The following is a 24,745-nucleotide window of genomic DNA, read 5'->3' on the forward strand; positions in this document are numbered from 1 at the left end:
CGTAACTAGCAGGGGAATAGCATGGCAAACAAATCTGACAGCGAGAAGCTGTTATATTGCTCGTTTTGTGGCAAAAGTCAGCATGAGGTGAAAAAACTGATTGCAGGCCCCTCTGTGTTTATTTGTGATGAATGCGTTGATTTATGCAATGACATTATTCGTGAAGAAATCCAGAGCCTTAACGAAATTAAGTCCGCAGACAAGAAATTGCCGACGCCACAAGAAATCTGCTCTATTTTGGATCAGTATGTGATTGGTCAGATACAGGCGAAAAAAAATCTGTCTGTTGCGGTGTATAACCACTACAAACGTCTGGGGTATAACCCTTTGTCTGACGGCAACCAGTCTGGCAAAGATGATGTTGAGGTACAAAAAAGCAACATTTTGCTGATTGGACCAACCGGCTCTGGCAAAACATTGCTGGCGCAGACCTTGGCACGTTTGCTGGATGTGCCTTTTGTGATGGCGGATGCGACCACACTGACCGAAGCCGGTTATGTGGGTGAGGATGTTGAAAACATCATGCAGAAACTGCTGCAAAAGTGTGATTATGATGTAGAAAAAGCACAGCGCGGCATTGTTTATATCGATGAAGTCGACAAGATTTCCCGTAAATCTGATAACCCGTCAATCACCCGTGATGTGTCTGGTGAAGGCGTGCAACAGGCCTTGTTGAAACTGATCGAAGGGACGATTGCCTCGGTGCCGCCACAAGGTGGACGCAAGCATCCTAACCAGGAGTTTGTGCAGTTGGATACCACCAACATTCTGTTTATCTGCGGCGGCGCTTTTGACGGGCTGGAAAAAGTCATTCGTCACCGTTCAGAAAAAGGCGGTATTGGTTTTGGTGCCGAAGTGAAGAGCAAAGAAGATGTGCGCGCGGTTGGCGAAGTTTTGCGTGAAGTGGAGCCGGAAGATCTGATCAAGTTTGGTTTGATTCCTGAGTTCATTGGTCGTCTGCCAGTCGTGGCGACACTTGAGTCTCTTGATGAGGCTGCGCTGATGACGATTCTGGTGGAACCCAAAAACGCTCTAACCAAGCAATACATGAAGCTGTTCAAAATGGAAGGCGTTGAGCTGGAGTTTGAAGAGTCTGCCTTGCGTCTGATTGCTAAAAAAGCGCTGGAACGTAAAACCGGTGCACGTGGCCTGCGTTCGATTCTCGAGCACGCTTTGCTAGACCTGATGTATGAGCTGCCATCTCTTAAAAACTTGTCTAAAGTGATTGTAGATGCTGGCGTGATTGAACACACCTCCGAACCAATTCTGATTTATCAGGATGCACAAAAACGCGTTGAAAACGCACATTAAATCCCGCTTGCAATAGCCGTCCGGCTATTGCAAGATAGCATCTAATAGCATGAGATGCCTGCTCTCTTGAATTCTCAAAGAATGTTCCCATCTATATGCAAAGGGCTTGTTCCTTTGACACTTATTGAAAGACGCTATGACAGAACACACTTTGCTTGACTCCGAGACACCGGAAAACGCTTTAATCCCTTTATTGCCTTTGCGCGATGTCGTCGTCTATCCCCACCTGGTGATTCCATTGTTTGTTGGCCGGACCAAATCGGTCAAAGCGTTGGAGCGCGCTTCAGAGGGCGATAAAAAGATTTTGCTGGTTGCACAAAAGTCAGCCAACAAAGACGATCCTGTGGCTGAAGACTTGTATGAAATCGGTACCCTGGCGACCGTACTGCAAATGCTCAAGCTCCCGGATGGTACAGTGAAAGTTCTGGTAGAAGGCCTGCATCGCGTACGCGTTTCCCATTTTGTGGAGACTGACGAGTGCTTCATGGCTTTGGGTGAAGAGGTTGAGCAAACAGATCAGGATGACAAAGAGGCTGAAGCCTTGATGCGTACGGTCATGACCCAGTTTGATCAATACGTTAAACTGAATAAAAAGATTCCCCCCGAAATTCTGACTTCGCTGGCAACAATTAACGAGCCTGGTCGTCTGGCTGACACCATTTCAGCTCACTTGACGCTCAAGCTGGAAGAAAAGCAGAAAGTGCTTGAGATGCTCAGCGTGATTGAGCGTCTGGAGCATTTGCTCTACCTGATGGAGTCTGAAATCGACATCCTGCAGGTTGAAAAACGCATCCGTGGCCGTGTTAAACGGCAGATGGAAAAAAGTCAGCGCGAGTACTACCTCAATGAGCAGGTGAAAGCTATCCAGAAAGAGCTCGGTGAGCAGGATGAAAATGCCGAGATGGAAGAGCTGGACCAGCGCATTAAAAACGCTGCCATGCCTAAAGAGGCATTAGCCAAAGTCACTGCCGAGTTCAAGAAGCTGAAATTGATGTCACCGATGTCAGCTGAGGCTTCTGTGGTACGTAACTACATTGATACTCTGTTAAATCTGCCATGGAAAAAGAAAACCAAAATCAGCAAAGACTTGCAGGCAGCAGAAGCGATTCTGGATGCGGATCACTATGGTCTTGATAAAGTCAAAGAGCGTATTGTGGAATATCTGGCAGTACAGCAGCGTGTTGGCAAGCTCAAAGCCCCAATTTTGTGCTTGGTGGGCCCTCCAGGGGTCGGTAAAACCTCGCTGGGACAGAGTATCGCCAAAGCGGTCAACCGTAAGTTTGTGCGCATGGCTTTAGGCGGTGTGCGTGATGAGGCGGAGATTCGCGGCCATCGCCGTACCTATATTGGCTCCATGCCAGGCAAAGTGCTGCAAAGCATGACTAAAGTTGGGGTGAAAAACCCGTTGTTCCTGCTTGATGAAGTCGACAAAATGGGCCAGGACATGCGCGGTGATCCGTCTTCAGCTTTGCTGGAGGTGTTGGATCCAGAACAAAACCATACCTTTGCTGACCACTATGTCGAGGTTGATTATGACCTGAGCGACGTCATGTTTGTCGCGACGGCTAACAGTATGAATATCCCCGAGCCGTTATTGGACCGGATGGAGATTATTCGTCTGTCAGGGTATACCGAAGATGAGAAGATCAATATTGCGCAACGCTACTTGTTACCCAAGCAGCTTAAAGCCCATGGCTTGAAGTCTACCGATATTTCGGTGGCGGAAAGTGTGCTGCGCGATATCGTGCGTTACTACACCCGTGAAGCGGGGGTGCGTCGCCTGGAGCAGGAAATTGCCAAGGTCTGCCGTAAAGCAGTCAAAGAGCAATTGCTGGCAAAAGGCAAAACCAAAACCGTTAAAAAGATTAACATCACCAGCAAGAATATTGAGCAATACCTGGGCGTCAAGCGCTATGACTTTGGTGTTGCCGCTAAAGATAACCAGGTAGGGCAGGTGACAGGCTTGGCATGGACCTCGGTAGGCGGTGAATTGTTGACCATTGAGGCGGTGACTTTGCCTGGTAAGGGTAAAACGATCACCACAGGTAAGTTAGGCGATGTGATGCAAGAGTCTGTCACTGCGGCCATGAGTGTGGTACGTAGCCGTTCAGAAGGATTGGGTATTCCGACCGACTTTTACGAGAAGAAGGATATTCATATCCACTTGCCAGAAGGTGCGACGCCTAAAGATGGTCCAAGTGCGGGTATTGCCTTAACCACTGCCTTTGTGTCTGTGCTGACGGGCATTCCAGCCCGAGCAGACGTGGCGATGACAGGCGAGATCACCTTGCGTGGGGAAGTGCTGGCGATTGGCGGCTTGAAAGAGAAATTGCTTGCCGCTCACCGTGGAGGGATTAAAACGGTATTGATTCCTTCAGCTAATGAAAAAGACCTGGTTGAAATCCCTGCCAACATCAAAAAGGATCTCGACATTCATTGCGTGAAGTGGATAGATCAGGTCCTGGATCTTGCGCTGGAAAGAGCACCGCAACCGTTGGCTGTGGAAGCGCCTGCAGTCGAGATTGTTGCCGCTGGCGAAGGGAATGCCGAGCAAGCTGTCACGCATTAGTAAAATTGATGCGAATTATTGTCAAAAGGCCGGAATACCGCTTGACAGCTCGTTTTGCGGCTTGATATAAAGACGGTACAGGATGTACCTGTCTTTTTAACTAGTTATTAGGGGAAACACGTGAATAAATCAGAATTGATAGATCATATTGCAAGTGCTGCTGGTATTTCTAAAGCCGCTGCGGCTCGTGCTCTGGATGCAACAACTGAGGCTATTTCCGGTGCATTGAAAAAAGGTGATATGGTGACCTTGATTGGTTTTGGTACATTCTATGTAGGTGAGCGTTCTGCCCGTTCTGGCCGTAATCCTCGTACCGGCGCAACAATTAACATCAAAGCTGCTAAATCTCCTAAATTTAGGGCTGGTAAAGGCCTTAAAGATGCTGTAAACTAGCATTCTTTGGTTGAGCAGCGTTTGTTGCTTAACTGCAGTAGCAACACCAGTGGTTGTTACGGGTGCTTAGCTCAGTTGGTAGAGCGTCGCCCTTACAAGGCGAATGTCAGCGGTTCGACCCCGTTAGCACCCACCAAACAATTTAAATTAAGAGTGCGAAGTTTGCGCTCTTAATTTTTTGAGTGACACGGTACTTAAGAAGTTACTTTAATTAGCAATGCTAAGTACCGAATAAGTAATTAAAAAAATTAGTTGATTTTATAAAAAACAATGTTATAATTTCAGCTTAACGATTACCGGGAGCGGTAGTTCAGTTGGTTAGAATACCGGCCTGTCACGCCGGGGGTCGCGGGTTCGAGCCCCGTCCGCTCCGCCAAATAAAAGCCCTGATTATTCAGGGCTTTTTTCTTTTTATTCGATTAGAACACTTCTCATTTGTTCACTTGATATTCCAAATTTGGAATCAGGTTTATCTTGTATGTTTGTTCAGTATCGACTGCTGTTCTTTTCCCATTCGTTTTAATCCCTCAGACCTCCAGCGCTTATTTGATCGAGTGCATTGGCTAACGTACGGTTTATTTTTGGATCAAATCTTTGGGTGTAATGCCTGAAGGGTGTTGCACTCAGGCGGTTTTAATCGCTTTATGGTATAGTTTGCTGTTGCAAAAAATCAGGTAATGGAAACGATAAAATGTTGGAAGCACTTAGAAAACATACACAAGGATGGATGGCAAAAATCATTCTGGCACTGATTGTGGTGCCGTTTGCATTGTTTGGCATTGACTCCTATTTGAATCAGGCGGGTGGACAGGTTGCAGTGGCTAAAGTTGATGGCCAGAAGATATCCCTGCAGGAATATTCTAACGCCGTGGAAAATGCGCGTAACTATATGCAGTCCCAGGGACAAAAAGTCGATACGGCTTTGCTCGAAAGCCCGGCTTTCAAGCAATCTGTGCTGGAAGGCATCATTACACGTCGGCTGATTGAGGGTGCGATTCATGATTACCGCTTTAAAATCAGTGACGAGCAACTCAGCCAGCATATTCTTGGCATGCCCGAGTTTCAAAGCAACGGTAAGTTTTCTGAGGAAACCTACAACCAGTTGCTGACACAAAACAAGCTGACACCAGCCAAATTTGAGCAGAGCATACGCAAAGACCTCGCGGTCCAGCAGGTAAGAGAAGGCCTGAGCAATCTGGTCTTTATGCCGAAAAAAGTCGCTGAGCAATCGCTGATGTCCGAGTTTGAACAGCGTGAAGTCAGCGTGACCGATATTAAAGTAGCTGACTTTATGAATCAGGTGACGGTGACGCCTGAGCAGGTACAAGCGTATTACAACCAGCATAAAACTAAATTCATTGCACCAGCCAAGGTGAAGTTACAGTTTGCTTTGCTCTCTGCTGCAGGCCTGATGGGTCAAGTCAGCGTGACTGACCAAGAAGTTAAGCAATACTATGATGAAAATGCGGCTAAATTTCAGGGCAATGAACAACGTCAGGCCAGCCATATTTTGATCGGCTTTAATAGCACTGCCACGCCTGCTGAAAAAGCCGCTGCCAAAGAAAAAGCAGAGTCCATCCTTAAGCAGGTGAAGGCGAATCCTAAGAGCTTTGAAAAGCTGGCGATTGAATTCTCCCAAGACACAGGCTCAGCAGGCAAGGGCGGCGATTTAGGCAGTTTTGGCCGTGGTGCGATGGTCAAGCCTTTTGAGGATGCAGCCTTCTCGATGAAGGTTGGTGATATCAGCGATTTGGTGGAATCTGAGTTCGGCTACCATATCATCAAGCTGACAGGCATTACAGGCGAGTCTTCTGATTTTGATTCGATGAAGCTCAAAATCAAAGCCGAATTGTTGTTCCAGAAAGCACAAGCCAAGTATGCTGAATTGGCCGATGATTTTGGCAATACCGTGTATGAGCAATCTGGCAGCCTGGAGCCAGCGGTCAAGAAATTTAACCTTCAATTGCAGTCTTCTCCAGCCATGAGCAAAGATGAAGTCGCCAAGTTTTTCAAAAGCGATCGTTTTGCTTCCTTGGTGTTCTCCGATGACGTGCTTAAAGATAAACGCAATACCGAAGCCGTTGAGGTATCGCCGAATAACCTGGTATCTGCACGCGTGGTTGAGTACAGCCCAGAAGCGCCTCGTAGCTTTGATGAAGTAAAAGCCGGTATTGAAGGTTTGCTCAAAGCTGAAGCAGCAGATAAATTGGTGCAGCAAAAAGGCGAGGCCTTGTTGGCTGAGCTGAAAGCCGGTAAAGCAAGCAATGCAGACTGGATTACGCCCGTGACGGTTGATCGCAGAAATGCGCAGGGCTTGAGCGATGGTGTGATGAGAAATGTGTTCAAGGTCAACACACATACACTGCCAGCATACTATGGCTTTAACGAGGCCAACAAAGGCTATACCGTGATTAAAGTGATTGCGGTGAACCAGAAGCTCAAAGACCAGCCAGATGTGGCTGACAGAGCCTTTAAAGTGTATCAGATGGCACTGGGGGCAGAGATGTCACATGCTTATGTGGCTTCACTCAAAGCTAAGAAAGATATTCAGTTCAATGCCAAAGTGTTGTTATCCAAAGGTAACGAATAATTAGCGAACTGAAGTGAAAAAAGGAGGGCGTAGCCCTCCTTTTTATTTAATGCCACCTTCTTATTGATGCGTTTGGCTAATTTAAAAATGTGCTAATCACGCGCTCTATAAAAGCGAGACCATCCATGGAAAACAGCCACGCTAATGCCGCGCAGTTCAGAATAATAGTTGCCCAAAAGGTCACTTGAAAAGAAAGCTTCTTTGATTTGTGGCGAAACAGTTTTTGGCCAATGATGGCCCCAGGCCAGCCACCGATCAAAGCCAAGAGATGCAACGTTTTTTCAGGTGTGCGCCTATGGTTGCGTTTGGCGGCCATCTTATCCAGCCTGTAAGCAATGAGTGTCCAACTGCTTGCCATTAAATATAATCCTAATACCCACAGAGGCAGTTTTCCGGCATACGCGGATATCGTCATGCAAAGAAGAAAAGTAATGGCAAATAACAATAGCAACGAACCATCGTTTGATCGCACCGGTTCATCAATGTATTGAACACGCTCGGCTTTTAATTTCCCATTCACATCTTTTGTCACGGCATAAGTCACAATCTCATTGCCAATCGGGCGTCGATGGTGGTTTGAAAATGCAGTGATATGTACAAACACTTGCTTCCCGCCACTATTAGGCGTGATAAAGCCAAAACCTTGTTCGTCTTTCCAGGTGGTAACTCTGCCTTGATAACGAATGTATTTCATAATTCATCTTTGTTAGAGTCCGTTTGATCTGACTCGCTAGGTTTCGCCTTCATAGCGCATGAATTCTGCAATTCTTTGATAAGCTACCAAAGATAAGGAGACGAGAATGGCAGCAGCTTTTGCGAGCGTTCTCATAAACCCGCTAACGTTTGAACTAATCGGTGCCGGAGCGCAGCATTTTGGCGTCCGGTTGACGGACTTGTTAGCAGTATTTCGCGTCATGAGTGTTCGATACTTCTCGACTGTATGCAGCTTCAAACTCAGTGAGTGTTCTGGCCTTGCCCCAAAGATCTGCGATGTACTCGAACTCTTGTTCGAAGGGCTCGCGGAATGCATCGACGTCGGTAGCGTATTCACAGTTTCTGCTGAGCATGACTAGCCAATTTGGATACCCAAGACTGACAAAGAGTTTGGTGAACTTGCCATTGAGCGACTCAATAGACTCGGCGCCAGACAAATACAAAGGCCGTAAACTCGCCACGTACTTTCCTGCAGCAAGTTGCTTGTCCAATGCCTCAGGGCCTTTGTAGCGCTCCAAAATCGTATGAGCCAACGGAGAAGCTTCTTCTAGTACTGTTGCTGCTGCAAGCAAGATAACGTCTAGATCATCGCCTTCTTGATTGAGCTCCAATCGTTCAATTGCCCAGTCGATGCACGGTTGTATCTCACCTACACCAAGAGTAAGCATCATGTAGTGGCGCTGAAGTTGGTCGATGGCTTCCATGAGACTGCTAACGTTTGACATAAGGAGCTGGCGACATTGGTGGCTCCACCCTCGTTATTGAAAATTCCATCATCGAAGATTGCTTTCGCCAGTTCCTCTTGATGGATGGGTTAGGGGCTAACATTAAACTCAACCTGGAAAATTACCTCACCACTGGTTTTAAGTGGTGTAAGGGCTTTTGTCTTGTCATAAAGTTCCTGCAGTACAGCTTCTTGTGCATTGCCTTGACTAGCAATTTGTACAACATGATGATTGGGTTGACAGTTGAATTGAAGAAGCACTCGGGCTGGAGCTATATTTTTTGCCAAAATGGCATGTGCCTCATTTTCGGCTGATTTAATAAATGAGTCGAGCTCTTCAACAAGGACTCTTTCTTTCAAGTCAGGCTCACCAGTTAGAAGTCGGACGTTACTTATAGTTACTTTCTCGTTTTTGGCGACATTTTGCCCCTCTGGATTGTAGGTTTTAAATTCTCCATTGGTTAGATATGTGCGACCATCTACTGGATTTCCATAGCTAGACTCACCAAATACAAAGCTAGTAGATAAGAAAAAAAATAAACCCGTAATAGCAAGGCGATGCTTTAGTAGCATAGTATTAGCCCCTAACGTTTGAATTAAGGGGCGCCGTTAGGCGTCCCGCTTGAATGATGGGTTAGAGAGCATTTTCTACCTCTTGCCGTGCTGAATTTTCCCACACTCCTATATAGCTTTGGTCTGCTGTAAAATAACCCGAAAGAACTGGACCGTCACTAAAGTTCTCAGAGCTAAATTTATACTCTGTTTCAAGAGAGCCTAAAGTACTAAGTTTGAACTCAAAATAGATGTTTTCTTCCATATTCGACCATTTTAGTTCAGTGCTTTTACCGACTGATGCATCAAGTTTCTTGAGTGTTTTGATTAGCAACAACCACTCACTTTTTTGAACAGTACATGTAAAAGCGCCCTGAAACTGCTGGGTTTTGACTTTGACGTTGGTATCCATCCACTCCTCACTATCGGGAAGTGATAAATCAATTTCACATTCAAAAGCATGCCCAGTTATTTTCATTGTTGCGCTCTAACGTTAATTAGACCCCAAAAACGAACCTAAACTTTTATTTAGACTAGGGGCTATAAATATTAAAAAATAAATTTTAATAAAAATACAATATATTATATATTTTTAGTACACCATAATTAAATGAGAATTAAATTCTAGTGCACCTTTAATTGGTTTGTTTGTATTTTTTTGATTGCTTTGAAGATATTGTGTAATTTAGTGCATTGTTATTAAGCAGTGCAAGTATTCGGCATTTGGCCATAAAAAAACGCCTGGCTTTTATCAGCGCAGGCGTTTTGTTTGACGAGTGGTCAGCCTTAGTCGATTTGACCAGCAGCAGTGATGTTCATGCCACCATCAACATAAGTGATTTCACCAGTCACACCAGAGGCGAGGTCGCTGGTCAGGAAGGCGGCGACATTGCCAACTTCGTCGATGGTCACGTTACGGCGCAAGGCGGCGTGTTTTTCGTTAAAGCCGATCATTTTGTCAAAGTCAGCGATGCCTGAGGCAGCCAGCGTTTTGATTGGGCCAGCAGAAACCGCGTTAACGCGGATGCCACGTGGACCAAGGCTTTGTGCCAGGTAACGGACATTAGCTTCCAAGCTAGCTTTGGCTACGCCCATGACGTTGTAGTTAGGCATGGTGCGTTCTGCGCCCAGATAGCTGATAGTCAACAGACTGCCATTGCGGCCTTGCATCATCGGGTAGGCTGCTTTGGCCATCGCAGAGAAGCTGTAGGAGCTGATATCGTGTGCAATGCGGAAATATTCGCGGTCGATTCTTTCGAGGTAGTCACCATCAAGGGCGACTTTAGGGACGAAAGCAATCGAGTGCACCAGGCTATCCAGGCCATCCCAGACTTTAGCCAGCTCTACAAACAGGTTGTCGATTTGTGCATCTTCAGCAACGTCACAGGGGAGAACGATATCGGATTCAAAGTCTGCGGCCAAGTCACGCACACGCTTTTCGTGCTTGTCGACTTGATAGGTAAATGCCAGTTCGGCACCTTCACGTTTCATTGCGGCTGCGATGCCATAAGCGATTGAACGGTTGCTCAGCAAACCGGCAATCAGAATTTTTTTTCCAGCAAGAAATGCCATGCTTGTTCCTGTGTGGTTGTTAGTTCGTTTGGTCAGTTGATTGAAGGGTTAGCGTACTGTGTTGGAACGTGGGTCGAACACATCCCGCAGGCCTTCGCCGAGCAGATTATACCCTAACACCGTGATTAAAATGGCAAGTCCGGGAAACACGGATAACCACCAGGCAAACTGGATATACTCTTTACCATCGGTGAGGATGTTGCCCCAGGAGGCTTGCGGCGGCTGTACGCCCAAGCCTAAAAAGCTGAGGCCAGACTCGAGGAGCACGGCGCTGGCGATGCCCAGCACGACACTGACCAGAATAGGGGTGAGGCTGTTAGGCAGGCAATGCTTGAAAATAATGCGACTGTCCAGAGCACCGAGTGCCGTGGAAGCGGTGACAAATTCACGTTGTGTCAGACTCAGGAATTCAGCGCGCACCAGCCGCGTGACGCCCATCCAGGAGGTGAGGCCGATGACCACCATGACGTTGGTGATCGAAGGACTTAAAAAGGCAATCACGGCTAAAATCAAGAAAAAACTGGGAATAGACAACATCAAATCAACCAGTCGCATGATCAGCGTATCTACCCAACCACGATAGTAGCCAGCTAAAGCACCGAGCACGACCCCGATGGCAGTCGAAATCCCTACCGCGACCAGGCCTACCAATAGTGAGACGCGGCCGCCAAACAGCATCCGGCTCCAGACATCCCGCCCCAGACCATCGGTGCCCATCCAGTGCTGGCCCGAAGGCCCCACCAGAATCTGCTTGACCTGGATCGCATCCGGGTCATAAGGGGCAATCCAAGGCGCAAGTAGCGCCAGCAGCAAGATGATGCTGATAATGATCAACCCGGTTAGGGCTAAGGGATTTTGCAGGACTTTTTTCATGTCTGGATAGCCTAGCGTTGTGGCATGACCCCTTTACGCAAACGCGGATCCGCCCACGCGTAGGCCAGATCAGCCAATAAGTTGCCCACCAGTGTCAGGGCTGAGCCTATGGTGAGTATGCCCATGACGACCGGGAAATCACGCATCATCACCGCTTCATAAAAGAGTTTACCCATGCCTGGAATGGCAAAAATGGTTTCTGCAATCACCGAGCCGCCAATCAAGCCCGGCAGTGACAGGCCGACCAAAGTAATCAGTGGTAGCAGGGCATTGCGCAGAGCATGTCTATAAGTCACGACCCGGTCACTCAAGCCCTTGGCGCGGGCGGTGATCACAAAGTCTTGGCTCAATACGTCCAGCATGCCGTTTTTCACAAACATGGTGACACCTGCGAGGCCCGTCAATGCTGGAATGATCACAGGCAAACACAAATGCATGAACAGATCCTGTGCTTGCTGCCAGGCGTTGAGTTGGTCGTAGTTGAGGCTATGCAGGCCAGAAATCGGAAACCAGGGGTGAATCACACCCAGCCAGTACATCAGCAACAGGGATAACCAGAAGCCGGGGATAGAAAAGCCAATAAAATTAAATAAGGTAATGCTTCGATCTTGCCAATGACCATGTTTTTTGGCCGCCATGACACCCAGCGGAATCGCAAGGCTCAGCGTCAACAACAAACCAACTAAATTCATGAGCAAGGTCACTGGCAAGGCTTCTTCAATCATGCCCTTGGTGGTATTGCCGTCTTTGTCGGTTTCTGACCAAAACACCGGTTTTTGATGGCTGGCAAACGAATGGCCGAAATCAAGGTGCACCATGCGCTCCAGCCATAAGCCATACTGCACGATAATGGGTTTATCCAGATGATAAAGCTCACGCAGTTTTTGCCGTGACTCTTCTGAGGATTTGGGGTCGAACGCAGATTCCGTACTGGTGATATCGCCAGGCGCCAGATGCATGATAAAAAACGAAATCAGACTGATGCCGATCAACATCGGGATCATCCATAACACACGTCTGATTAAATAACGTAGCATGTTTTATTCAGCCTGTATTTGCGCGCGGCGCAGCGGCGCCGGAATATACCATTTTTGTGAGTCGTAGCCGACACCCGCTGGAGGTATAGGATTCATAATCCCTTGCACACGTTTGTGGATGGCGGTCAGCCCGTAGCCGGCAGACAGGTAAACCAGAGGACTATCGTCATAGAGGGCCTTGGCGAATGCATGATAAATCTGCATGCGTTTTTCCGGGTCAAACTCAAGTCGCCCTTGCTCCAGCAGATGGTCTACTTGAGGATTGTGGTAGCCGATAAAGTTGAATTGCCCGGGATTCTGCTGACTGGAATGCCAGATATTGTACTGATCAGGGTCCAGACCCAGTCCCCAGCCCATTACCACGGCATCAAAATTACCCGGTTTGATAAAATTGGTCAGTAAACTGGCCCATTCCAGCGTACGCAAGCGGGTATCAATCCCGACTTCCTTGAGTCTGCGCTGAATAATGACCGAGGTTTTCTCGCGCTGCTTGTTACCGAGGTTGGTCAGGATTTCAAATGACAGTTTTTGACCATTTTTGTCTAGATAACCGTCGCCATCGCTGTCTGTGTAACCTGCCTCTGCTAACAGTTGTCTGGCTTTGGCCGGATCGAAGGCATAGGGGTGAAGATCAGGATTGCTCCAGCGCGTGCCCGGCTTGTAAGGGGAGGCAATCGCAATGCCGAGGCCAAGATAGACGCCATCAATAATTTCCTGTTTATCAATGGCATAGTTGATCGCTTTACGCACACGCACATCATCAAATGGTTTGCGTTTGAGGTTAAAGCCCAGGTATGTATAGCTGTTGCCTAGCTCTTTGTATTGGTTGAGCCTAGCTGCGAGTGCCGGACGCGAAGGAATAATGCGTGCATAGGTAATCGGATCCATGTTCATGCTATCAATATGGTCCGCCATGAGCTCGAGAAATTGGGCGGCCGGATCAGGGATCACGCGTTCGACCAGTGTTTCGATGTTGGCGGGTCCCATGACCGACTTGGGGTTGCGACTTAATTTGATGTATTCGCCGTGTCGCCATTCCTGAAGCTGGTAATAATGACTGCCTAACGGTTTTTGCGCAAAACTGGTGGTATGTATATCCTGTCCTGCCAGTTTGTGTTTAGGCAGCACTTGCAAACTGGCCCAGCTTTCGAGCGCGGGTGCAAAGGGCTGCGAATAGTGCACGATAAACGTTTGTGGATCTGGCGCTTCTGCCTGGGTAACGAGTTGATAATCAGAGGCATAAGGGCTATGCGTTTTTTCGTCTGTGATCAGCTGCCAGGTGAAAAGCACATCCGCACTGGTAAGCGGCTTGCCATCGGCCCATTGCAGATTGGGTTTGAGCTTGAAAGTGATGGTTTTATTGTCGTCTGCGACTTGCCAGGAAGCGGCTAATTCGCCGGCCAAATCCAGATTCTGGTCGTATTTGAGCAGTGAATTAAACAGGTAACTGCCAATTGCCAGCGAGGCGGATTCGCCAGCCACCATACCGATCATGCTGCTCGGATCTGAGGGCATGGCGCTCATCAGCGTGCCCCCGGCCTGTGGTGGGTAGGCCTGATCAAACGCCAGTGTCTCCTGGTTGGCCTGCTCTGGACTACAGGCTGACAGCATGGCCGCCAGAGCCATGGTCATCATGGCATGGCGCACATATCCTCGGCGCTTGCCTTGCGCATTCTGCGGATGAGACACAACGTGCAAATTGAGCGGTGAGTGTGCAGTGCGCATGATGGGCCGATTTAATGTTTGCTGGACTGACTTTTCTTATGATGCGATGTTGTGCTCTTTTTAGCTGAATCTGATGAAGAGGCACTATGTTTACTGTGGCTGCCTGCTTTCTTAGCACCAGATTTTACACTTGTTTTCGAGTCATTCGATTTTCCAGAGTTCCCTTTACTTGATTTGCTGGCGTGGCTTTCTTGTTTTTGCAGTTGCAATACCTGGCCAGCCGCCAGTTTTTTAGACTTGAGATGGTTCTGTTGCATGATTTGCTGGCTGCTAATGCCATAGCGCTTGGCCAGAGTGGACAAGGTCTCGCCAGCTTTCACTTTATGGGAAAAAGTCGTTGGTTCGCTGGATGACTCTTTTTCAACCGGCACTTCTACTGAAAGTTTGGCCATGGCTGCGACATCAATCGGTTTGGTCAGACCAGCTGACTCCACGCTGGCGGGCACTAACAATGGTCGACGGACAATCAGATTGCGATTCGGCTTCAGGTTATTGGTTGCGCTCAATTCGTAAATACTGATATCAAACTTGCTGGCAATCACACCCAGACGCTCACCACGCTTGGGCTGGTAGCTGTGCCAGTTGGAGAGGGGACGGTTATACGCATTTAGATTTTGTGTAAAGTTGCTGGCCGCCCAGGTTGGTAGCAGAAGTTTTTGATAACTGTTTTCCGTGATGAGTACCGGCCGCGTAAAACTTGGGTTGAGTGCGCTAAACTCCTCCAGCGTAATCCCTGCCAACTCTGCAGCCAGTTTTGCATCAATCTTGTTGGGGGCCTGGACGGTGGTAAAGTAAGGCCGGTTTGGAATTTCGTTGAGCGTCAATCCATATTGTTCAGGCCGGAAAATAATGTTTTTGATGGCCTGCAGCTTGGGCACGTAATTGCGAGTTTCATCCGGTAAGGACAAGTGCTGGTAATCGGTCGGCAAGCCCAGGCGCTCATTGCGCTCAATGGCGCGTGCAACCGTGCCTTCGCCCGCGTTGTAAGCGGCCAGTGCCAAGTCCCAGGCGCCAAACATGGTATAAAGCTTTTGCAGATAATTGAGCGCAGCCTGGGTGGCGGCAGTGACGTCTTTGCGTGAATCTTTCCAGTAGTTCTGCTTGAGGCCAAAGTCTTTGCCGGTAGAGGGAATGAATTGCCAGATGCCTGACGCCTTGCTGGTAGACAGCGCTTTAGGATTAAAGCCGCTTTCTATCATGGGCAGTAGCGCAATCTCGGTGGGCATGCCTCTTTTTTCAACTTCAACAACGATGTGGTAAAGATACTTTTTACTCCGCTCCAGCATGCGTGAAACGTAGTCGGGGCGAGAGGCGTACCATTGTTCGTGTTTGTTGGTGTAGCTTGAGTCGATGTCCGGCATGTTAAAGCCATCGCGCACGCGGTCCCACAAGCTGTTTTGCAAGGTCAGGCTATCTTCAAACTGATAACTGGAGGTGTAGCCTTCTACGCCAGTCTCTCCATAGCTTTCGTCATAACTGCCATTGTCATCGGACAAGGTGGCTGGTTCCACGTATTCAGCCGATCCGCACCATGGCGAGGCTGACAGTGCAATGCAGACGATGAATCTTTTAAAACGCATGACGGTAATACTTTATCCTGAGAGTGTTGCGCATCCGGCAGGGCGGATACACATGGATTGCTAAATCCGGATGGCCGTAGCGGCCGCGCCGATCTGTTTGAGATAGGCCTAACGCACACAAGCGCTTTAAGGAGGACATCATTCTACGTTAAATTCGGGGGGAGACAAGCCCTTGCCAGCGAGCCCAGACTGTGCTTGAAGGTTGTGCGATCAGAAGTCATTGCGGCGGGTGCGGATCTCGGTAAACACTTCCAGCGCCGAGCGCGATTGAAATTCAGGGCGGAGACGCAACTGTTCACACCGCAAAAACGGATTGGTCGCCAATTCTTGTGCCAAGGACGTTGGCAGGCTGGGGCGTTGCTGATGGCGTAACTCGCGGGTGGTTGCGATACGTTGGAGTAATGCGCGGTTATCCGGCTCTATGGTCTGCGCAAAAGCAAGATTGTGCGCGGTATATTCATGCGCCGGGTAAACGAGTGTTTCTGGGGGAAGCGCGGCAATCTGCTGTAGCGAGGCATACATTTGTGCAGGCGTGCCTTCAAACAGGCGGCCGCACCCTGCACCAAACAGAACGTCGCCGCTAAACAAATGCTGCTGATTGACATAATAAGCCACATGATCAAGTGTATGGCCCGGCAGCGAAAGCACTTCGCAGCTTATTATGTCTTCTGGCAGCAGACTGATAGTGTCCCCGGCGTGGACGGGGATGGTCTGCATGGCCTGATAAGACGGCTGTGAACTGTCCGGGGCATAGACAGGACAGCGCCAATGCTTTTGCAATCTGGCAGCGCCGCCCACATGGTCTGCATGATGATGTGTGAGTAAAATCCCTTTTAAGCTCAGTTTTCTCTTGCTCAAAGCCTCTTCAACCACGTCCGCATCGCCCGGATCAACCAGCCAGGCCAGTGAGCCAGACTGAATTAACCACAGATAATTGTCGCTAAAAGCGGGCAGGGGGATGATTTCTATACTTGCAGAACTTTTGTCCATCACGCATCATTGAAAAAATCATGATGCTTGTCAAGGGAGATGCCCTGGACGGTATTCAAGAGGTGTTTTAAGTGCGTGAGGGAATCTATCTTGCAATCAAGCCAGTCAGTGTTCTTTGAACAAATGCCTCTGGGTCAATATATTGTCGCGCGTGAAACGCCTTTGTACGCGCAGGCCGTGGCTGATGTGTTCGGCTTTCATGCTCTGCAGATCGGATGGTCTGCGCATGACCTGCTCGAGCAGTGTCGGATTCCTTACAAACACTCCCTACAGCTAACCGCCTCGGCCAATGCATCGTTATTATGCGAAAGCGAGTTTTTGCCATTTGCCGAAAATTCAGTTGACTTGGTCTGCATGCCCCATGTGCTGGAGCAGTGTGCGGATCCACAGCAGACGTTACGCGAAGTGTTTCGGGTACTGGTGCCTGAAGGTAGTTTGGTGCTGACCGGGATTAGCCCTGCCAGTTGTTTAGGCATGCGCGCCAGAGTCGGGCAATTCAGGCAGGCAGGCGGTTTCAGCAGATTGTTTACAGCCTGGCGCATTCGTGACTGGTTGAGTGTATTGGGATTTGAGGTCGTGCGTAGTGGTTATTTGATGCACGCTTTTCCATTCAATGATCCTGACTGGCTGGCGCGCCAGTCTTGCCTGGAACGGTGGGGGCCACGCTTGTGTGGCATGAGTGGTGGCATTTATTTCCTGATCGCCAAAAAAAGAGTGCTCAACATCCGTTTGTTAAAACCAGACTGGAAAATGTTGCCGCTGAATCCGGCGTTGCAGGTCAGAAAAGGCCGTTCCAGCATACAAAAAAACGGCCAAAAGCAGTTAGAATGCGCGGATGTCGAATCAACAATGGATAGAAATGTACGCTGATGGTGCTTGCAAGGGCAACCCTGGCGTCGGTGGCTGGGGCGTATGGCTTAAAGCGGGCTCGCACGAAAAATCCCTCTATGGTGGCGAAGCGCTGACCACCAATAATCGTATGGAGCTGACGGCGGTGATTCAAGGCTTGCAGGCGCTCAAGAAACCCTCGCATGTCAGAGTGTATACCGATTCCAGCTATGTGCAAAAAGGCATGACCGAGTGGTTGGCAGGCTGGAAGCTCAAGCAATGGCGTACGGCGGATAAAAAACCGGTTAAAAATGCGGACTTATGGCAACAGTTGGATGTCATCGCCCAGCCTCACCAGATTGAATGGATTTGGGTGAAAGGGCATGCTGGCAACGAGGGCAACGAGCGTGCGGATGCTTTGGCAAATCAAGGTGTATTAACCGTGGCGATAGGATAGGAGTGTAGCTTAAATGAGACAGATTTTCCTCGATACCGAGACCACTGGCCTCTATCCCGATCAGGGACATCGAATTATTGAAATTGCGGCGGTCGAGATGTTGAACCGCCGACCAACCCAGCGTCACTTTCACTTGTATATCAATCCCGAGCGTGAGATTGATGCCGGTGCGCAGGAAGTACATGGCATTTCGCTGGAGTTCTTGCAGGATAAGCCGCTTTTTGCGCAAATTGCACAGGATTTCATTGCGTTTATTCGTGGTGCAGAGCTCATTATTCATAACGCTCCGTTTGATGTCGGCTTCCTCAATATGGAGTTGTCCAGGCTTAGCATGGACCCGCTGCCGTCATTCGTCAGTGGTATCGTTGATACCTTGAAAATGGCCAAGGAAATGCGTCCCGGCCAGCGTAACAATCTGGATGCCTTGTGCCGCCACTACGGTATCGATAACTCACAGCGGACCTTGCACGGCGCCTTGCTCGATGCGGAATTGCTCGCCGATGTCTACATTGCCATGACGCGCGGACAAGAGAGCCTGTTGATGGAACTCTCAACCTCCGAGCAACAAACCATGCAAAGCCATATTGAGGTCGACTTTTCTGCAATGAAGCGATTGCCGCCTAGCGAAGAGGAGTTGGCCAGCCATCAGCAATATATAGAAAGTCTCAGCAAGTCTGGTGCCTCGCCCTGGTGACGACCGTCTTTTGTTGTGATTTGATGCGGCTCTGCTGCGTTTATTCACTCTTTACATTCCAGATGCTTGCGGTAGTATCAAAAGATATTTCCAAGTTGTGACAACTATTAAGCAGAGATTCTATGCACACAGACACCATTGTAGTGACCGGGGGTGCCGGTTTTATCGGCAGCAATTTCGTCAATGCCTGGGTAAAGCTGAAGCTGGGTAAACTGGTCAATTTGGACAAGCTCACTTATGCCGGCAACATGGAGAATCTGGCTGAGATTAGCCACGACCCGGACCATGTCTTCATTCATGCGGATATCGGTGACCGCGCTGCGGTTAAAACTTTGCTGGAAACCCACAAACCCAGGGCAGTGCTTAATTTTGCTGCAGAAAGTCATGTAGACCGCTCTATCCACGGGCCGGATGCGTTTATCCAGACCAATGTGGTCGGTACGTTTAACCTGCTTGAAGAGGTCAGGGCCTATTGGCAAGCATTGCCGGTAGAGTCGCAGCAGTCGTTCCGTTTCCTGCATGTGTCTACCGATGAAGTCTATGGCTCACTGGAACCCAATGATCCAGCATTCAAGGAAACCAACCCTTATCAGCCTAACAGTCCATATTCAGCCTCAAAAGCGGCCTCAGATCATCTGGTGCGTGCCTATCATCACACCTATGGCCTGCCGACCCTCACCACCAATTGTTCCAACAATTATGGCCCTTACCACTTCCCGGAAAAACTGATTCCGTTAGTGATTCATAACGCCTTGTCTGGCAAACCCTTACCGATCTATGGGAATGGTAGCAATATCCGTGACTGGCTGTATGTCGAAGACCACTGCAATGCCATCCGTGAAGTGCTGGCCAAGGGCCTGCCTGGCGAGACATACAATATTGGTGGCTGGAATGAGAAAACCAATCTGGACGTTGTACATACGCTGTGCGACATCCTCGATCAGGAGCAGCCCAAAGCACAAGGCAGCTACCGCGACCAGATTACGTTTGTCAAAGACCGTCCCGGTCATGACCTGCGTTACGCCATTGACGCCAGCAAGATCGAGCAGACCTTAGGCTGGAAACCTCAGGAAACCTTTGAAACCGGGATCCGTAAAACGGTGCGCTGGTATCTGGAGCATACCCAATGGGTGGAACGCGTCACCAGCGGTGAATACCAGCACTGGCTCAGTACAAACTACCATGAACGTGGCGAGGAGTTGGCATAATGGCAAGAAAAGGCATCGTATTGGCCGGTGGCTCCGGCACCCGCTTATATCCAGTGACGCAAGTCGTCTCCAAACAACTGTTGCCGGTGTATGACAAACCCATGATCTACTACCCCCTGTCGGCACTCATGCTGGCAGGCATCCGGGAAGTGTTGATTATTTCTACCCCGATGGACACGCCACGCTTTAAAGAACTGCTGGGCGATGGTAGCCAGTGGGGCATGCGCATTGAGTACCAGGTACAACCTTCACCCGATGGGCTGGCACAGGCCTTTATCCTCGGCGAGTCGTTCATTGGTAACGACAGCAGCGCCTTGGTGCTCGGCGACAATATTTTTTACGGGCATGAGCTCGGTGACATGGCCATGACTGCCGGTAAACGCGAGCAGGGCGCCACCGTGTTTGCCTACCCGGTCAACGACCCCGAGCGCTATGGCGTGGTCGAGTTTGATACGCACGGCACGGCCATCAGCCTGGAAGAAAAGCCTACACAACCCAAATCGCGCTATGCGGTGACTGGGCTGTATTTTTACGATCAGCGCGTGGTTGAGATTGCCAAGAACCTCAAGCCCTCGGCCCGTGGCGAACTCGAGATCACTGACGTCAACAAGCATTATTTGGCCTCTGGGGACCTCAATGTCGAAGTCATGGGGCGTGGCATGGCCTGGCTGGATACCGGTACCCACGAATCACTGCTGGAAGCCAGTGGCTTTATTCAAACGATTGAAAAGCGTCAGGGCCTGAAGATTGCCTGTCTGGAAGAAATCGCCTATCGCCAGGGCTTTATCAATGCAGAGCAACTGGACAAACTGGCGGATAAATATGCCAAGAATGGGTACGGACAGCATTTGAAGATGATTTTAAAAGAGCGGGTATTTTAATGCTGGTGACTGCGACCAAAATTCCAGAGGTGTTGATTCTAGAACCCAAGGTATTCGGCGATGCACGAGGCTTCTTTATAGAGAGCTTCAATGCGCAAGCCTTTAAACAAGCCACAGGGCTCGATGTGACATTCGTGCAAGATAACCATTCCCGTTCGGCCAAAGGCGTATTACGCGGTCTGCATTATCAAGTCCAGCAAGCGCAGGGAAAACTGGTGAGAGTGGTTGCCGGAGAAGTGTTTGATGTCGCGGTCGATCTGCGTCAGAGTTCTGCGACCTTTGGATTATGGGAAGGCGTGCATTTAAGCGCTGACAATCACCGTCAGCTATGGATTCCGCCTGGCTTCGCGCATGGCTTTGTCGTGCTCTCTGACACGGCTGACTTTCTGTATAAAACAACGGATTACTATGCGCCACAATATGAGGCCTGCCTTAAATGGGATGACCCGACGATTGGCATAGACTGGCCGTTGGACATGCCCCCCAGCCTGTCTGCCAAAGATCAGCAAGGGCTCCCCTGGGCACAGGCGCCCAAATTTGACTAATTATTAGCATATTCTTTGATTCGGACCTTGCTCACGCATATGAAAAAAATCCTGTTAACAGGCGTCAATGGTCAAGTGGGGCATGCACTTGCCGCACAGCTGCAACAACAGCCCATTGCTCAAGTACAGCTAATCAGCTGTACCCGCCAACAACTGGACCTCAGTCAGCCAGTGCACATCCGACAAGTCATCCGCCAGGTCAAACCAGACCTGATTATTAACCCTGCCGCCTATACCGCGGTAGACCAGGCCGAAACCGAGCGTGAACTTGCCTTTGCCATCAACGCCACGGCCCCACAAATCATTGCAGAAGAAGCCGCACGAGTGAATGCAGCGCTGATCCATTTCTCGACTGACTATGTATATGACGGCAGCAAAGCCACAGCTTACCTTGAAACTGACGCAGTTAATCCAGTCAGTGTTTACGGCGCCAGCAAACTTGCAGGCGAGCAGGCGATTGCTGCGGTTGGCCTTCCGCATCTCATCCTGCGTACCAGCTGGGTCTATGGCAGCTACGGCAAGAACTTCCTCAAAACCATCATTCGGTTAGCACAGAGTCGGGAACAACTACGCATTGTGGCAGACCAGCATGGCGCCCCCACGGCCGATATCGCAATTGCTGAAGCGGTCGCGCAATTAATTGAACGCTGGCATCCGCACAACGCTGAACAAACCGGGATTTATCATTTGGTGAATCGAGGTGAAACCACCTGGTATGGTTTTGCCAGTGAGATTGTGGCGCAGTATCAAGCGCTGGCGCTACAACAGGGCTGGCCCGCCTTGCTACTTAAAGCGCTGCAAGCCATATCAACTGCAGAATACCCAACGCCTGCCAGACGCCCCCAAAACTCAAGGCTGGTCAGTAATAAGCTGGAGCAGGTGTTTGGTGTGCGTTTGCCGGGATGGGACACATCACTTGCGCAAGTCATGCCAGCGTTGAGTGCGCTGGAAAATTAATTCTGATCGCAGACTATTTCTGATCGAATGCGTCCGTCCAGCTATTGGGCGTTTCGTAAAGGCGAACCCTTACCAGCTTGAGCTGATTGCCGAAGGTATCACGATATTGGGCCTTGAGCAGCTTAAAGGCTTCCGCAGCCATGTTTTCTGCCGTCGGGATGGTTGGGAACACCACGGTCTTGTGATTGGGCAAGCTGTTTAGAAAATCCAGCACCGCCGTATCGCCATGGTAGACCAGAAAAGCATGGTCCCAGCGATCGACAATGGTTTCACGGGCAATTCTTTTTACATCGGCAAAATCCATTACCATCCCATTTTCAGAGGCATGCTCTGCCTGAATCACCTCTCCAGACAGTGTAATTTCAATTGCGTAGCGATGACCGTGCAGATTACGGCATTGACTCTTGTGATCAGGAATGCGATGGCCCGCATCGAATTCCAAGCGTGTAGTAATTTCCATCACGCCATTATATCAGCAACCACGGCTCACGCTGATGCGCGATCACGGATTGCAAATGCAAGTGCATGCATCAATACAAATCATCAATATTCATCAATGCATCTTCATCGGCAGAGTAGTGCTTATGACTTTTTTCATAGCTACCATAGCCACTGTCATAATCATCGACTTCATCGCCGGCAAAGTCTTCGAGCATTTGATCGATTTTCTTGAATTTATCGTTAGGTGCTGCTTTTTGTAACATGATGATCTCCCATGACGTTATTCTGTTAACAAAACCTGTCAGTATCAAATTGCTTTAGAACATCTTTAGCATAGACTGTGCCAAGCATGGCAAAGGTTCCTTACAAGAAGGTTAACGGCACCTATTAAAAAAAGTAAAATATGAAAACTTAATTGAGAACAATCAAGCTAACACATTGTCTACAAAGGCATAACACAATCATAACTATTTGGAGAGATGCAATGCGCAGTTTTATATTGATGTTTTTAACCCTGGGGGGGGTATCCATGGCTGAGGCAGAATGTCTACCGTTATACCAGCACCAGTTTAAGACACTGCAAGGTCAAACTGTCGATTTTTGTCAATTTCAGGACAAGCCAGTGCTCATTGTGAACACTGCCAGCAAATGCGGATTCACGCCACAGTTTGAAGCGTTGGAGGCCATGTATGAGCAATATAAAGATAAAGGGCTGGTGGTGATTGGCTTCCCCTCCAATGATTTCCGTCAGGAGCCTGGCAACAACAAGCAGATTGGCGACTTTTGCAAGCTGACTTATTCGGTCAAGTTTCCTATGGTTGAAAAGTCCAGCGTGACTGGAAGTGGCGCCAATCCGCTTTATCAGCAACTGATCAAACAAACAGGGCAGGCACCACAATGGAATTTCTACAAATATCTGATTTTGCCAGGCGGGCAGAAGGTCTATTCTTTTAACAGTATGACACGTCCGGAAAGTGAAGAAATTCTCGGCAAGATCAAACCCCATCTCAAGTAAGTTTCTCAAGGTTTTTACGGCAGGCTCTGTAGCAAAACAAGGCAGGGCCTCATAAAACAAAACGATATAAAGTTTTTTTCATGTTTTCTTATCAAAGTCGTTGACAAGATATCTGGGCATCATTAATATGGCGCCTTCTTTGAATTGCACTGCAAAACAAAGAACTGCAATACCAGAGATTTGGGGGTATAGCTCAGCTGGGAGAGCGCTTGCATGGCATGCAAGAGGTCAGCGGTTCGATCCCGCTTATCTCCACCAAGTGATTGAAAATATTGAATTTTTTTAAAAAATAAATATTTTAATTATTTGAAAAACTGGTATAATGCACGGGTTGTTAAATTTCTTAGGTCCCCATCGTCTAGAGGCCTAGGACACCTCCCTTTCACGGAGGCGACCGGGGTTCGAATCCCCGTGGGGACGCCAAAAATCACTCAGTGATTTCTAGCTTTAAATTTCATATTTATTTAAATCACCTGCTTATTAAAGCTTAAGCTTCTTTAAGGCTATGGTGTAAAGCTGCGTACAGATTACGCAGTAAAAAACCCGGCATTGCCGGGCTTTTGTTTTTTTGCATGGTCAAATGGCTTATCCGCGTATATTACTTTGCGCAGAAAACTGAGAGAGCTCGACAAAAGGTTCTGGCTGCCAGCCTGGGGCACGATGTTCGGCCACCACATTGGTGAAAATGCCACCACGGACATAAAACTTGGCGGTTACGCGCATAAATTTTGGGTCTATGGCAGAGACTAGATCATCCAGAATCTGATTGGTGACCGCTTCATGGAAGCAGCCCTCATCGCGGAATGACCACATGTAAAGTTTAAGACTCTTGAGCTCAACACATAACTTGTTGGGAATATAGTCCAGATAAATCACCGCAAAGTCAGGTTGACCGGTTTTTGGACACAGGCAGGTAAACTCTGGAATTTCCATATGGATATGGAAGTCTCTCTGCGAATTGGGATTTTCAAAGGTTTCCAGTGTTTTAGTCGGTTGTGCAGTGGGTTTCCCACCAAGTAAATGTTCGTTCATTGTGCGCATGTTTCGTCTTAAAAATGGGTATTATAACGCTTAAGCGACCACTCAAAT

At 48.7% G+C, this 24,745-nt stretch carries 25 protein-coding genes and 4 tRNA genes; 16 read left to right on the forward strand and 13 right to left on the reverse strand.

The genetic code is table 11. The features are described 5' to 3' along the window. Positions 1-21 precede the first annotated feature (21 nt). From clpX to ACFQ1T_RS10100, 6 genes are all read left to right on the forward strand, one after another. Positions 22-1,311, forward strand: a complete 1,290-nt coding sequence (gene clpX, locus ACFQ1T_RS10075; RefSeq protein ID WP_194747643.1) for an ATP-dependent Clp protease ATP-binding subunit ClpX — start codon at positions 22-24, stop codon at positions 1,309-1,311. Positions 1,312-1,447: 136 nt separating this feature from the next. Continuing rightward, on the forward strand, positions 1,448-3,880 hold the full coding sequence (gene lon / locus ACFQ1T_RS10080) for an endopeptidase La (RefSeq protein WP_313987602.1): 2,433 nt from the start codon (positions 1,448-1,450) through the stop codon (positions 3,878-3,880). A gap of 120 nt (positions 3,881-4,000) precedes the next feature. Then, positions 4,001-4,273, forward strand: coding sequence for an HU family DNA-binding protein (locus ACFQ1T_RS10085; protein ID WP_018985281.1), 273 nt, complete (start codon positions 4,001-4,003; stop codon positions 4,271-4,273). A gap of 60 nt (positions 4,274-4,333) precedes the next feature. Continuing rightward, positions 4,334-4,409 (forward strand) — tRNA-Val (locus tag ACFQ1T_RS10090). Positions 4,410-4,572: 163 nt separating this feature from the next. Continuing rightward, a tRNA-Asp gene (locus ACFQ1T_RS10095) sits at positions 4,573-4,649 on the forward strand. A gap of 315 nt (positions 4,650-4,964) precedes the next feature. Further along, positions 4,965-6,863, forward strand: a complete 1,899-nt coding sequence (locus tag ACFQ1T_RS10100; RefSeq protein ID WP_194747639.1) for a SurA N-terminal domain-containing protein — start codon at positions 4,965-4,967, stop codon at positions 6,861-6,863. 76 nt (positions 6,864-6,939) lie between these two features. Here the strand turns inward: ACFQ1T_RS10100 and ACFQ1T_RS10105 are convergent, their stop codons facing one another. The 10 genes from ACFQ1T_RS10105 to gloB form a co-directional block, all read right to left on the reverse strand. Beyond that, positions 6,940-7,557: a DUF1294 domain-containing protein gene (locus tag ACFQ1T_RS10105; RefSeq protein WP_379076182.1), complete on the reverse strand. Its 618-nt coding sequence runs from the start codon at positions 7,555-7,557 to the stop codon at positions 6,940-6,942. Between the two features lie 202 nt (positions 7,558-7,759). Further along, complete coding sequence (locus ACFQ1T_RS10110) at positions 7,760-8,281, reverse strand: hypothetical protein (protein ID WP_379076185.1); 522 nt, start codon at positions 8,279-8,281, stop codon at positions 7,760-7,762. A 110-nt stretch (positions 8,282-8,391) separates the two neighbouring features. Continuing rightward, on the reverse strand, positions 8,392-8,874 hold the full coding sequence (locus tag ACFQ1T_RS10115; RefSeq protein WP_379076188.1) for a hypothetical protein: 483 nt from the start codon (positions 8,872-8,874) through the stop codon (positions 8,392-8,394). A 61-nt stretch (positions 8,875-8,935) separates the two neighbouring features. Then, the gene (locus tag ACFQ1T_RS10120; protein ID WP_379076191.1) at positions 8,936-9,331 is read right to left on the reverse strand and encodes a WapI family immunity protein; all 396 of its coding nucleotides are present in this window, start codon (positions 9,329-9,331) and stop codon (positions 8,936-8,938) included. 308 nt (positions 9,332-9,639) lie between these two features. Next, positions 9,640-10,425 carry an enoyl-ACP reductase FabI gene (locus tag ACFQ1T_RS10125; protein WP_379076194.1) on the reverse strand — a complete coding sequence of 262 codons (786 nt, stop codon included), beginning with the start codon at positions 10,423-10,425 and terminating at the stop codon, positions 9,640-9,642. Positions 10,426-10,473: 48 nt separating this feature from the next. Next, entirely contained in the window at positions 10,474-11,298 is an 825-nt protein-coding gene (locus ACFQ1T_RS10130) for an ABC transporter permease (protein WP_194747631.1), read from the reverse strand. An 11-nt stretch (positions 11,299-11,309) separates the two neighbouring features. Beyond that, on the reverse strand, positions 11,310-12,335 hold the full coding sequence (locus ACFQ1T_RS10135; protein WP_338654154.1) for an ABC transporter permease: 1,026 nt from the start codon (positions 12,333-12,335) through the stop codon (positions 11,310-11,312). Between the two features lie 3 nt (positions 12,336-12,338). Next, the gene (locus tag ACFQ1T_RS10140; protein WP_338657590.1) at positions 12,339-13,946 is read right to left on the reverse strand and encodes a peptide-binding protein; all 1,608 of its coding nucleotides are present in this window, start codon (positions 13,944-13,946) and stop codon (positions 12,339-12,341) included. 125 nt (positions 13,947-14,071) lie between these two features. After that, entirely contained in the window at positions 14,072-15,640 is a 1,569-nt protein-coding gene (locus ACFQ1T_RS10145) for a transglycosylase SLT domain-containing protein (protein WP_379076199.1), read from the reverse strand. Positions 15,641-15,850: 210 nt separating this feature from the next. After that, positions 15,851-16,630, reverse strand: coding sequence for a hydroxyacylglutathione hydrolase (gene gloB / locus ACFQ1T_RS10150; RefSeq protein WP_379076202.1), 780 nt, complete (start codon positions 16,628-16,630; stop codon positions 15,851-15,853). A 90-nt stretch (positions 16,631-16,720) separates the two neighbouring features. Between gloB and ACFQ1T_RS10155 the strand changes: the two genes are divergently transcribed. The 7 genes from ACFQ1T_RS10155 (at position 16,721) to rfbD (ending at position 22,200) form a co-directional block, all read left to right on the forward strand. Further along, on the forward strand, positions 16,721-17,500 hold the full coding sequence (locus ACFQ1T_RS10155) for a class I SAM-dependent methyltransferase (protein WP_275355281.1): 780 nt from the start codon (positions 16,721-16,723) through the stop codon (positions 17,498-17,500). Further along, entirely contained in the window at positions 17,490-17,915 is a 426-nt protein-coding gene (rnhA, locus tag ACFQ1T_RS10160; RefSeq protein ID WP_194748425.1) for a ribonuclease HI, read from the forward strand. Before ACFQ1T_RS10155 ends, rnhA begins: the two co-directional genes overlap by 11 nt. A 13-nt stretch (positions 17,916-17,928) precedes the next feature. Further along, positions 17,929-18,609: a DNA polymerase III subunit epsilon gene (gene dnaQ, locus ACFQ1T_RS10165; protein ID WP_275355277.1), complete on the forward strand. Its 681-nt coding sequence runs from the start codon at positions 17,929-17,931 to the stop codon at positions 18,607-18,609. A gap of 122 nt (positions 18,610-18,731) precedes the next feature. Then, positions 18,732-19,817 (forward strand): dTDP-glucose 4,6-dehydratase, encoded by a 1,086-nt coding sequence (rfbB, locus tag ACFQ1T_RS10170; RefSeq protein ID WP_379076207.1) that lies wholly within the window; start codon positions 18,732-18,734, stop codon positions 19,815-19,817. Beyond that, positions 19,817-20,698, forward strand: coding sequence for a glucose-1-phosphate thymidylyltransferase RfbA (gene rfbA, locus ACFQ1T_RS10175; RefSeq protein WP_379076210.1), 882 nt, complete (start codon positions 19,817-19,819; stop codon positions 20,696-20,698). Before rfbB ends, rfbA begins: the two co-directional genes overlap by 1 nt. Next, positions 20,698-21,243 carry a dTDP-4-dehydrorhamnose 3,5-epimerase gene (gene rfbC, locus ACFQ1T_RS10180; RefSeq protein WP_338654139.1) on the forward strand — a complete coding sequence of 182 codons (546 nt, stop codon included), beginning with the start codon at positions 20,698-20,700 and terminating at the stop codon, positions 21,241-21,243. The genes rfbA and rfbC overlap by 1 nt, the downstream gene beginning before the upstream one ends. Before the next feature lie 39 nt (positions 21,244-21,282). Continuing rightward, complete coding sequence (gene rfbD, locus ACFQ1T_RS10185; protein ID WP_379076214.1) at positions 21,283-22,200, forward strand: dTDP-4-dehydrorhamnose reductase; 918 nt, start codon at positions 21,283-21,285, stop codon at positions 22,198-22,200. 13 nt (positions 22,201-22,213) lie between these two features. Here the strand turns inward: rfbD and queD are convergent, their stop codons facing one another. Together queD and ACFQ1T_RS10195 are read right to left on the reverse strand one after the other, a co-directional pair. After that, positions 22,214-22,660, reverse strand: a complete 447-nt coding sequence (gene queD, locus ACFQ1T_RS10190; RefSeq protein WP_194747617.1) for a 6-carboxytetrahydropterin synthase QueD — start codon at positions 22,658-22,660, stop codon at positions 22,214-22,216. A 70-nt stretch (positions 22,661-22,730) separates the two neighbouring features. Next, positions 22,731-22,904 (reverse strand): hypothetical protein, encoded by a 174-nt coding sequence (locus ACFQ1T_RS10195; protein WP_194747616.1) that lies wholly within the window; start codon positions 22,902-22,904, stop codon positions 22,731-22,733. Positions 22,905-23,125: 221 nt separating this feature from the next. Here ACFQ1T_RS10195 and ACFQ1T_RS10200 point away from each other — a divergent pair, with 221 nt between their 5' ends. The 3 genes from ACFQ1T_RS10200 (at position 23,126) to ACFQ1T_RS10210 (ending at position 24,079) form a co-directional block, all read left to right on the forward strand. Further along, positions 23,126-23,656 carry a glutathione peroxidase gene (locus ACFQ1T_RS10200; RefSeq protein WP_228518728.1) on the forward strand — a complete coding sequence of 177 codons (531 nt, stop codon included), beginning with the start codon at positions 23,126-23,128 and terminating at the stop codon, positions 23,654-23,656. 182 nt (positions 23,657-23,838) lie between these two features. After that, a tRNA-Ala gene (locus ACFQ1T_RS10205) sits at positions 23,839-23,914 on the forward strand. An 89-nt stretch (positions 23,915-24,003) separates the two neighbouring features. After that, positions 24,004-24,079, forward strand: a tRNA-Glu gene (locus tag ACFQ1T_RS10210). Between the two features lie 162 nt (positions 24,080-24,241). On the opposite strand, the gene queF is transcribed toward ACFQ1T_RS10210, so the two are convergent. Further along, positions 24,242-24,688 carry a preQ(1) synthase gene (gene queF / locus ACFQ1T_RS10215; RefSeq protein ID WP_379076219.1) on the reverse strand — a complete coding sequence of 149 codons (447 nt, stop codon included), beginning with the start codon at positions 24,686-24,688 and terminating at the stop codon, positions 24,242-24,244. Between the last annotated feature and the right edge of the window lie 57 nt (positions 24,689-24,745).

It is taken from the genome of Methylophilus glucosoxydans, assembly GCF_042676145.1.
Taxonomy (GTDB): Bacteria; Pseudomonadota; Gammaproteobacteria; order Burkholderiales; family Methylophilaceae; genus Methylophilus; species Methylophilus glucosoxydans.

Excerpts from the sequence above, each read along its gene's own strand:
- clpX (WP_194747643.1), top strand. The coding sequence starts at position 22 with ATGGCAAACAAATCTGACAGCGAGAAGCTGTTATATTGCTCGTTTTGT.
- lon (WP_313987602.1), top strand. The coding sequence starts at position 1,448 with ATGACAGAACACACTTTGCTTGACTCCGAGACACCGGAAAACGCTTTA.
- ACFQ1T_RS10100 (WP_194747639.1), top strand. The coding sequence starts at position 4,965 with ATGTTGGAAGCACTTAGAAAACATACACAAGGATGGATGGCAAAAATC.
- ACFQ1T_RS10105 (WP_379076182.1), bottom strand. The coding sequence starts at position 7,557 with ATGAAATACATTCGTTATCAAGGCAGAGTTACCACCTGGAAAGACGAA.
- ACFQ1T_RS10110 (WP_379076185.1), bottom strand. The coding sequence starts at position 8,281 with ATGGAAGCCATCGACCAACTTCAGCGCCACTACATGATGCTTACTCTT.
- ACFQ1T_RS10115 (WP_379076188.1), bottom strand. The coding sequence starts at position 8,874 with ATGCTACTAAAGCATCGCCTTGCTATTACGGGTTTATTTTTTTTCTTA.
- ACFQ1T_RS10120 (WP_379076191.1), bottom strand. The coding sequence starts at position 9,331 with ATGAAAATAACTGGGCATGCTTTTGAATGTGAAATTGATTTATCACTT.
- ACFQ1T_RS10125 (WP_379076194.1), bottom strand. The coding sequence starts at position 10,425 with ATGGCATTTCTTGCTGGAAAAAAAATTCTGATTGCCGGTTTGCTGAGC.
- ACFQ1T_RS10130 (WP_194747631.1), bottom strand. The coding sequence starts at position 11,298 with ATGAAAAAAGTCCTGCAAAATCCCTTAGCCCTAACCGGGTTGATCATT.
- ACFQ1T_RS10135 (WP_338654154.1), bottom strand. The coding sequence starts at position 12,335 with ATGCTACGTTATTTAATCAGACGTGTGTTATGGATGATCCCGATGTTG.
- ACFQ1T_RS10140 (WP_338657590.1), bottom strand. The coding sequence starts at position 13,946 with ATGCTGTCAGCCTGTAGTCCAGAGCAGGCCAACCAGGAGACACTGGCG.
- ACFQ1T_RS10145 (WP_379076199.1), bottom strand. The coding sequence starts at position 15,640 with ATGCGTTTTAAAAGATTCATCGTCTGCATTGCACTGTCAGCCTCGCCA.
- gloB (WP_379076202.1), bottom strand. The coding sequence starts at position 16,630 with ATGGACAAAAGTTCTGCAAGTATAGAAATCATCCCCCTGCCCGCTTTT.
- rnhA (WP_194748425.1), top strand. The coding sequence starts at position 17,490 with ATGTACGCTGATGGTGCTTGCAAGGGCAACCCTGGCGTCGGTGGCTGG.
- dnaQ (WP_275355277.1), top strand. The coding sequence starts at position 17,929 with ATGAGACAGATTTTCCTCGATACCGAGACCACTGGCCTCTATCCCGAT.
- rfbB (WP_379076207.1), top strand. The coding sequence starts at position 18,732 with ATGCACACAGACACCATTGTAGTGACCGGGGGTGCCGGTTTTATCGGC.
- rfbA (WP_379076210.1), top strand. The coding sequence starts at position 19,817 with ATGGCAAGAAAAGGCATCGTATTGGCCGGTGGCTCCGGCACCCGCTTA.
- rfbC (WP_338654139.1), top strand. The coding sequence starts at position 20,698 with ATGCTGGTGACTGCGACCAAAATTCCAGAGGTGTTGATTCTAGAACCC.
- rfbD (WP_379076214.1), top strand. The coding sequence starts at position 21,283 with ATGAAAAAAATCCTGTTAACAGGCGTCAATGGTCAAGTGGGGCATGCA.
- queD (WP_194747617.1), bottom strand. The coding sequence starts at position 22,660 with ATGGAAATTACTACACGCTTGGAATTCGATGCGGGCCATCGCATTCCT.
- ACFQ1T_RS10195 (WP_194747616.1), bottom strand. The coding sequence starts at position 22,904 with ATGTTACAAAAAGCAGCACCTAACGATAAATTCAAGAAAATCGATCAA.
- ACFQ1T_RS10200 (WP_228518728.1), top strand. The coding sequence starts at position 23,126 with ATGCGCAGTTTTATATTGATGTTTTTAACCCTGGGGGGGGTATCCATG.
- queF (WP_379076219.1), bottom strand. The coding sequence starts at position 24,688 with ATGAACGAACATTTACTTGGTGGGAAACCCACTGCACAACCGACTAAA.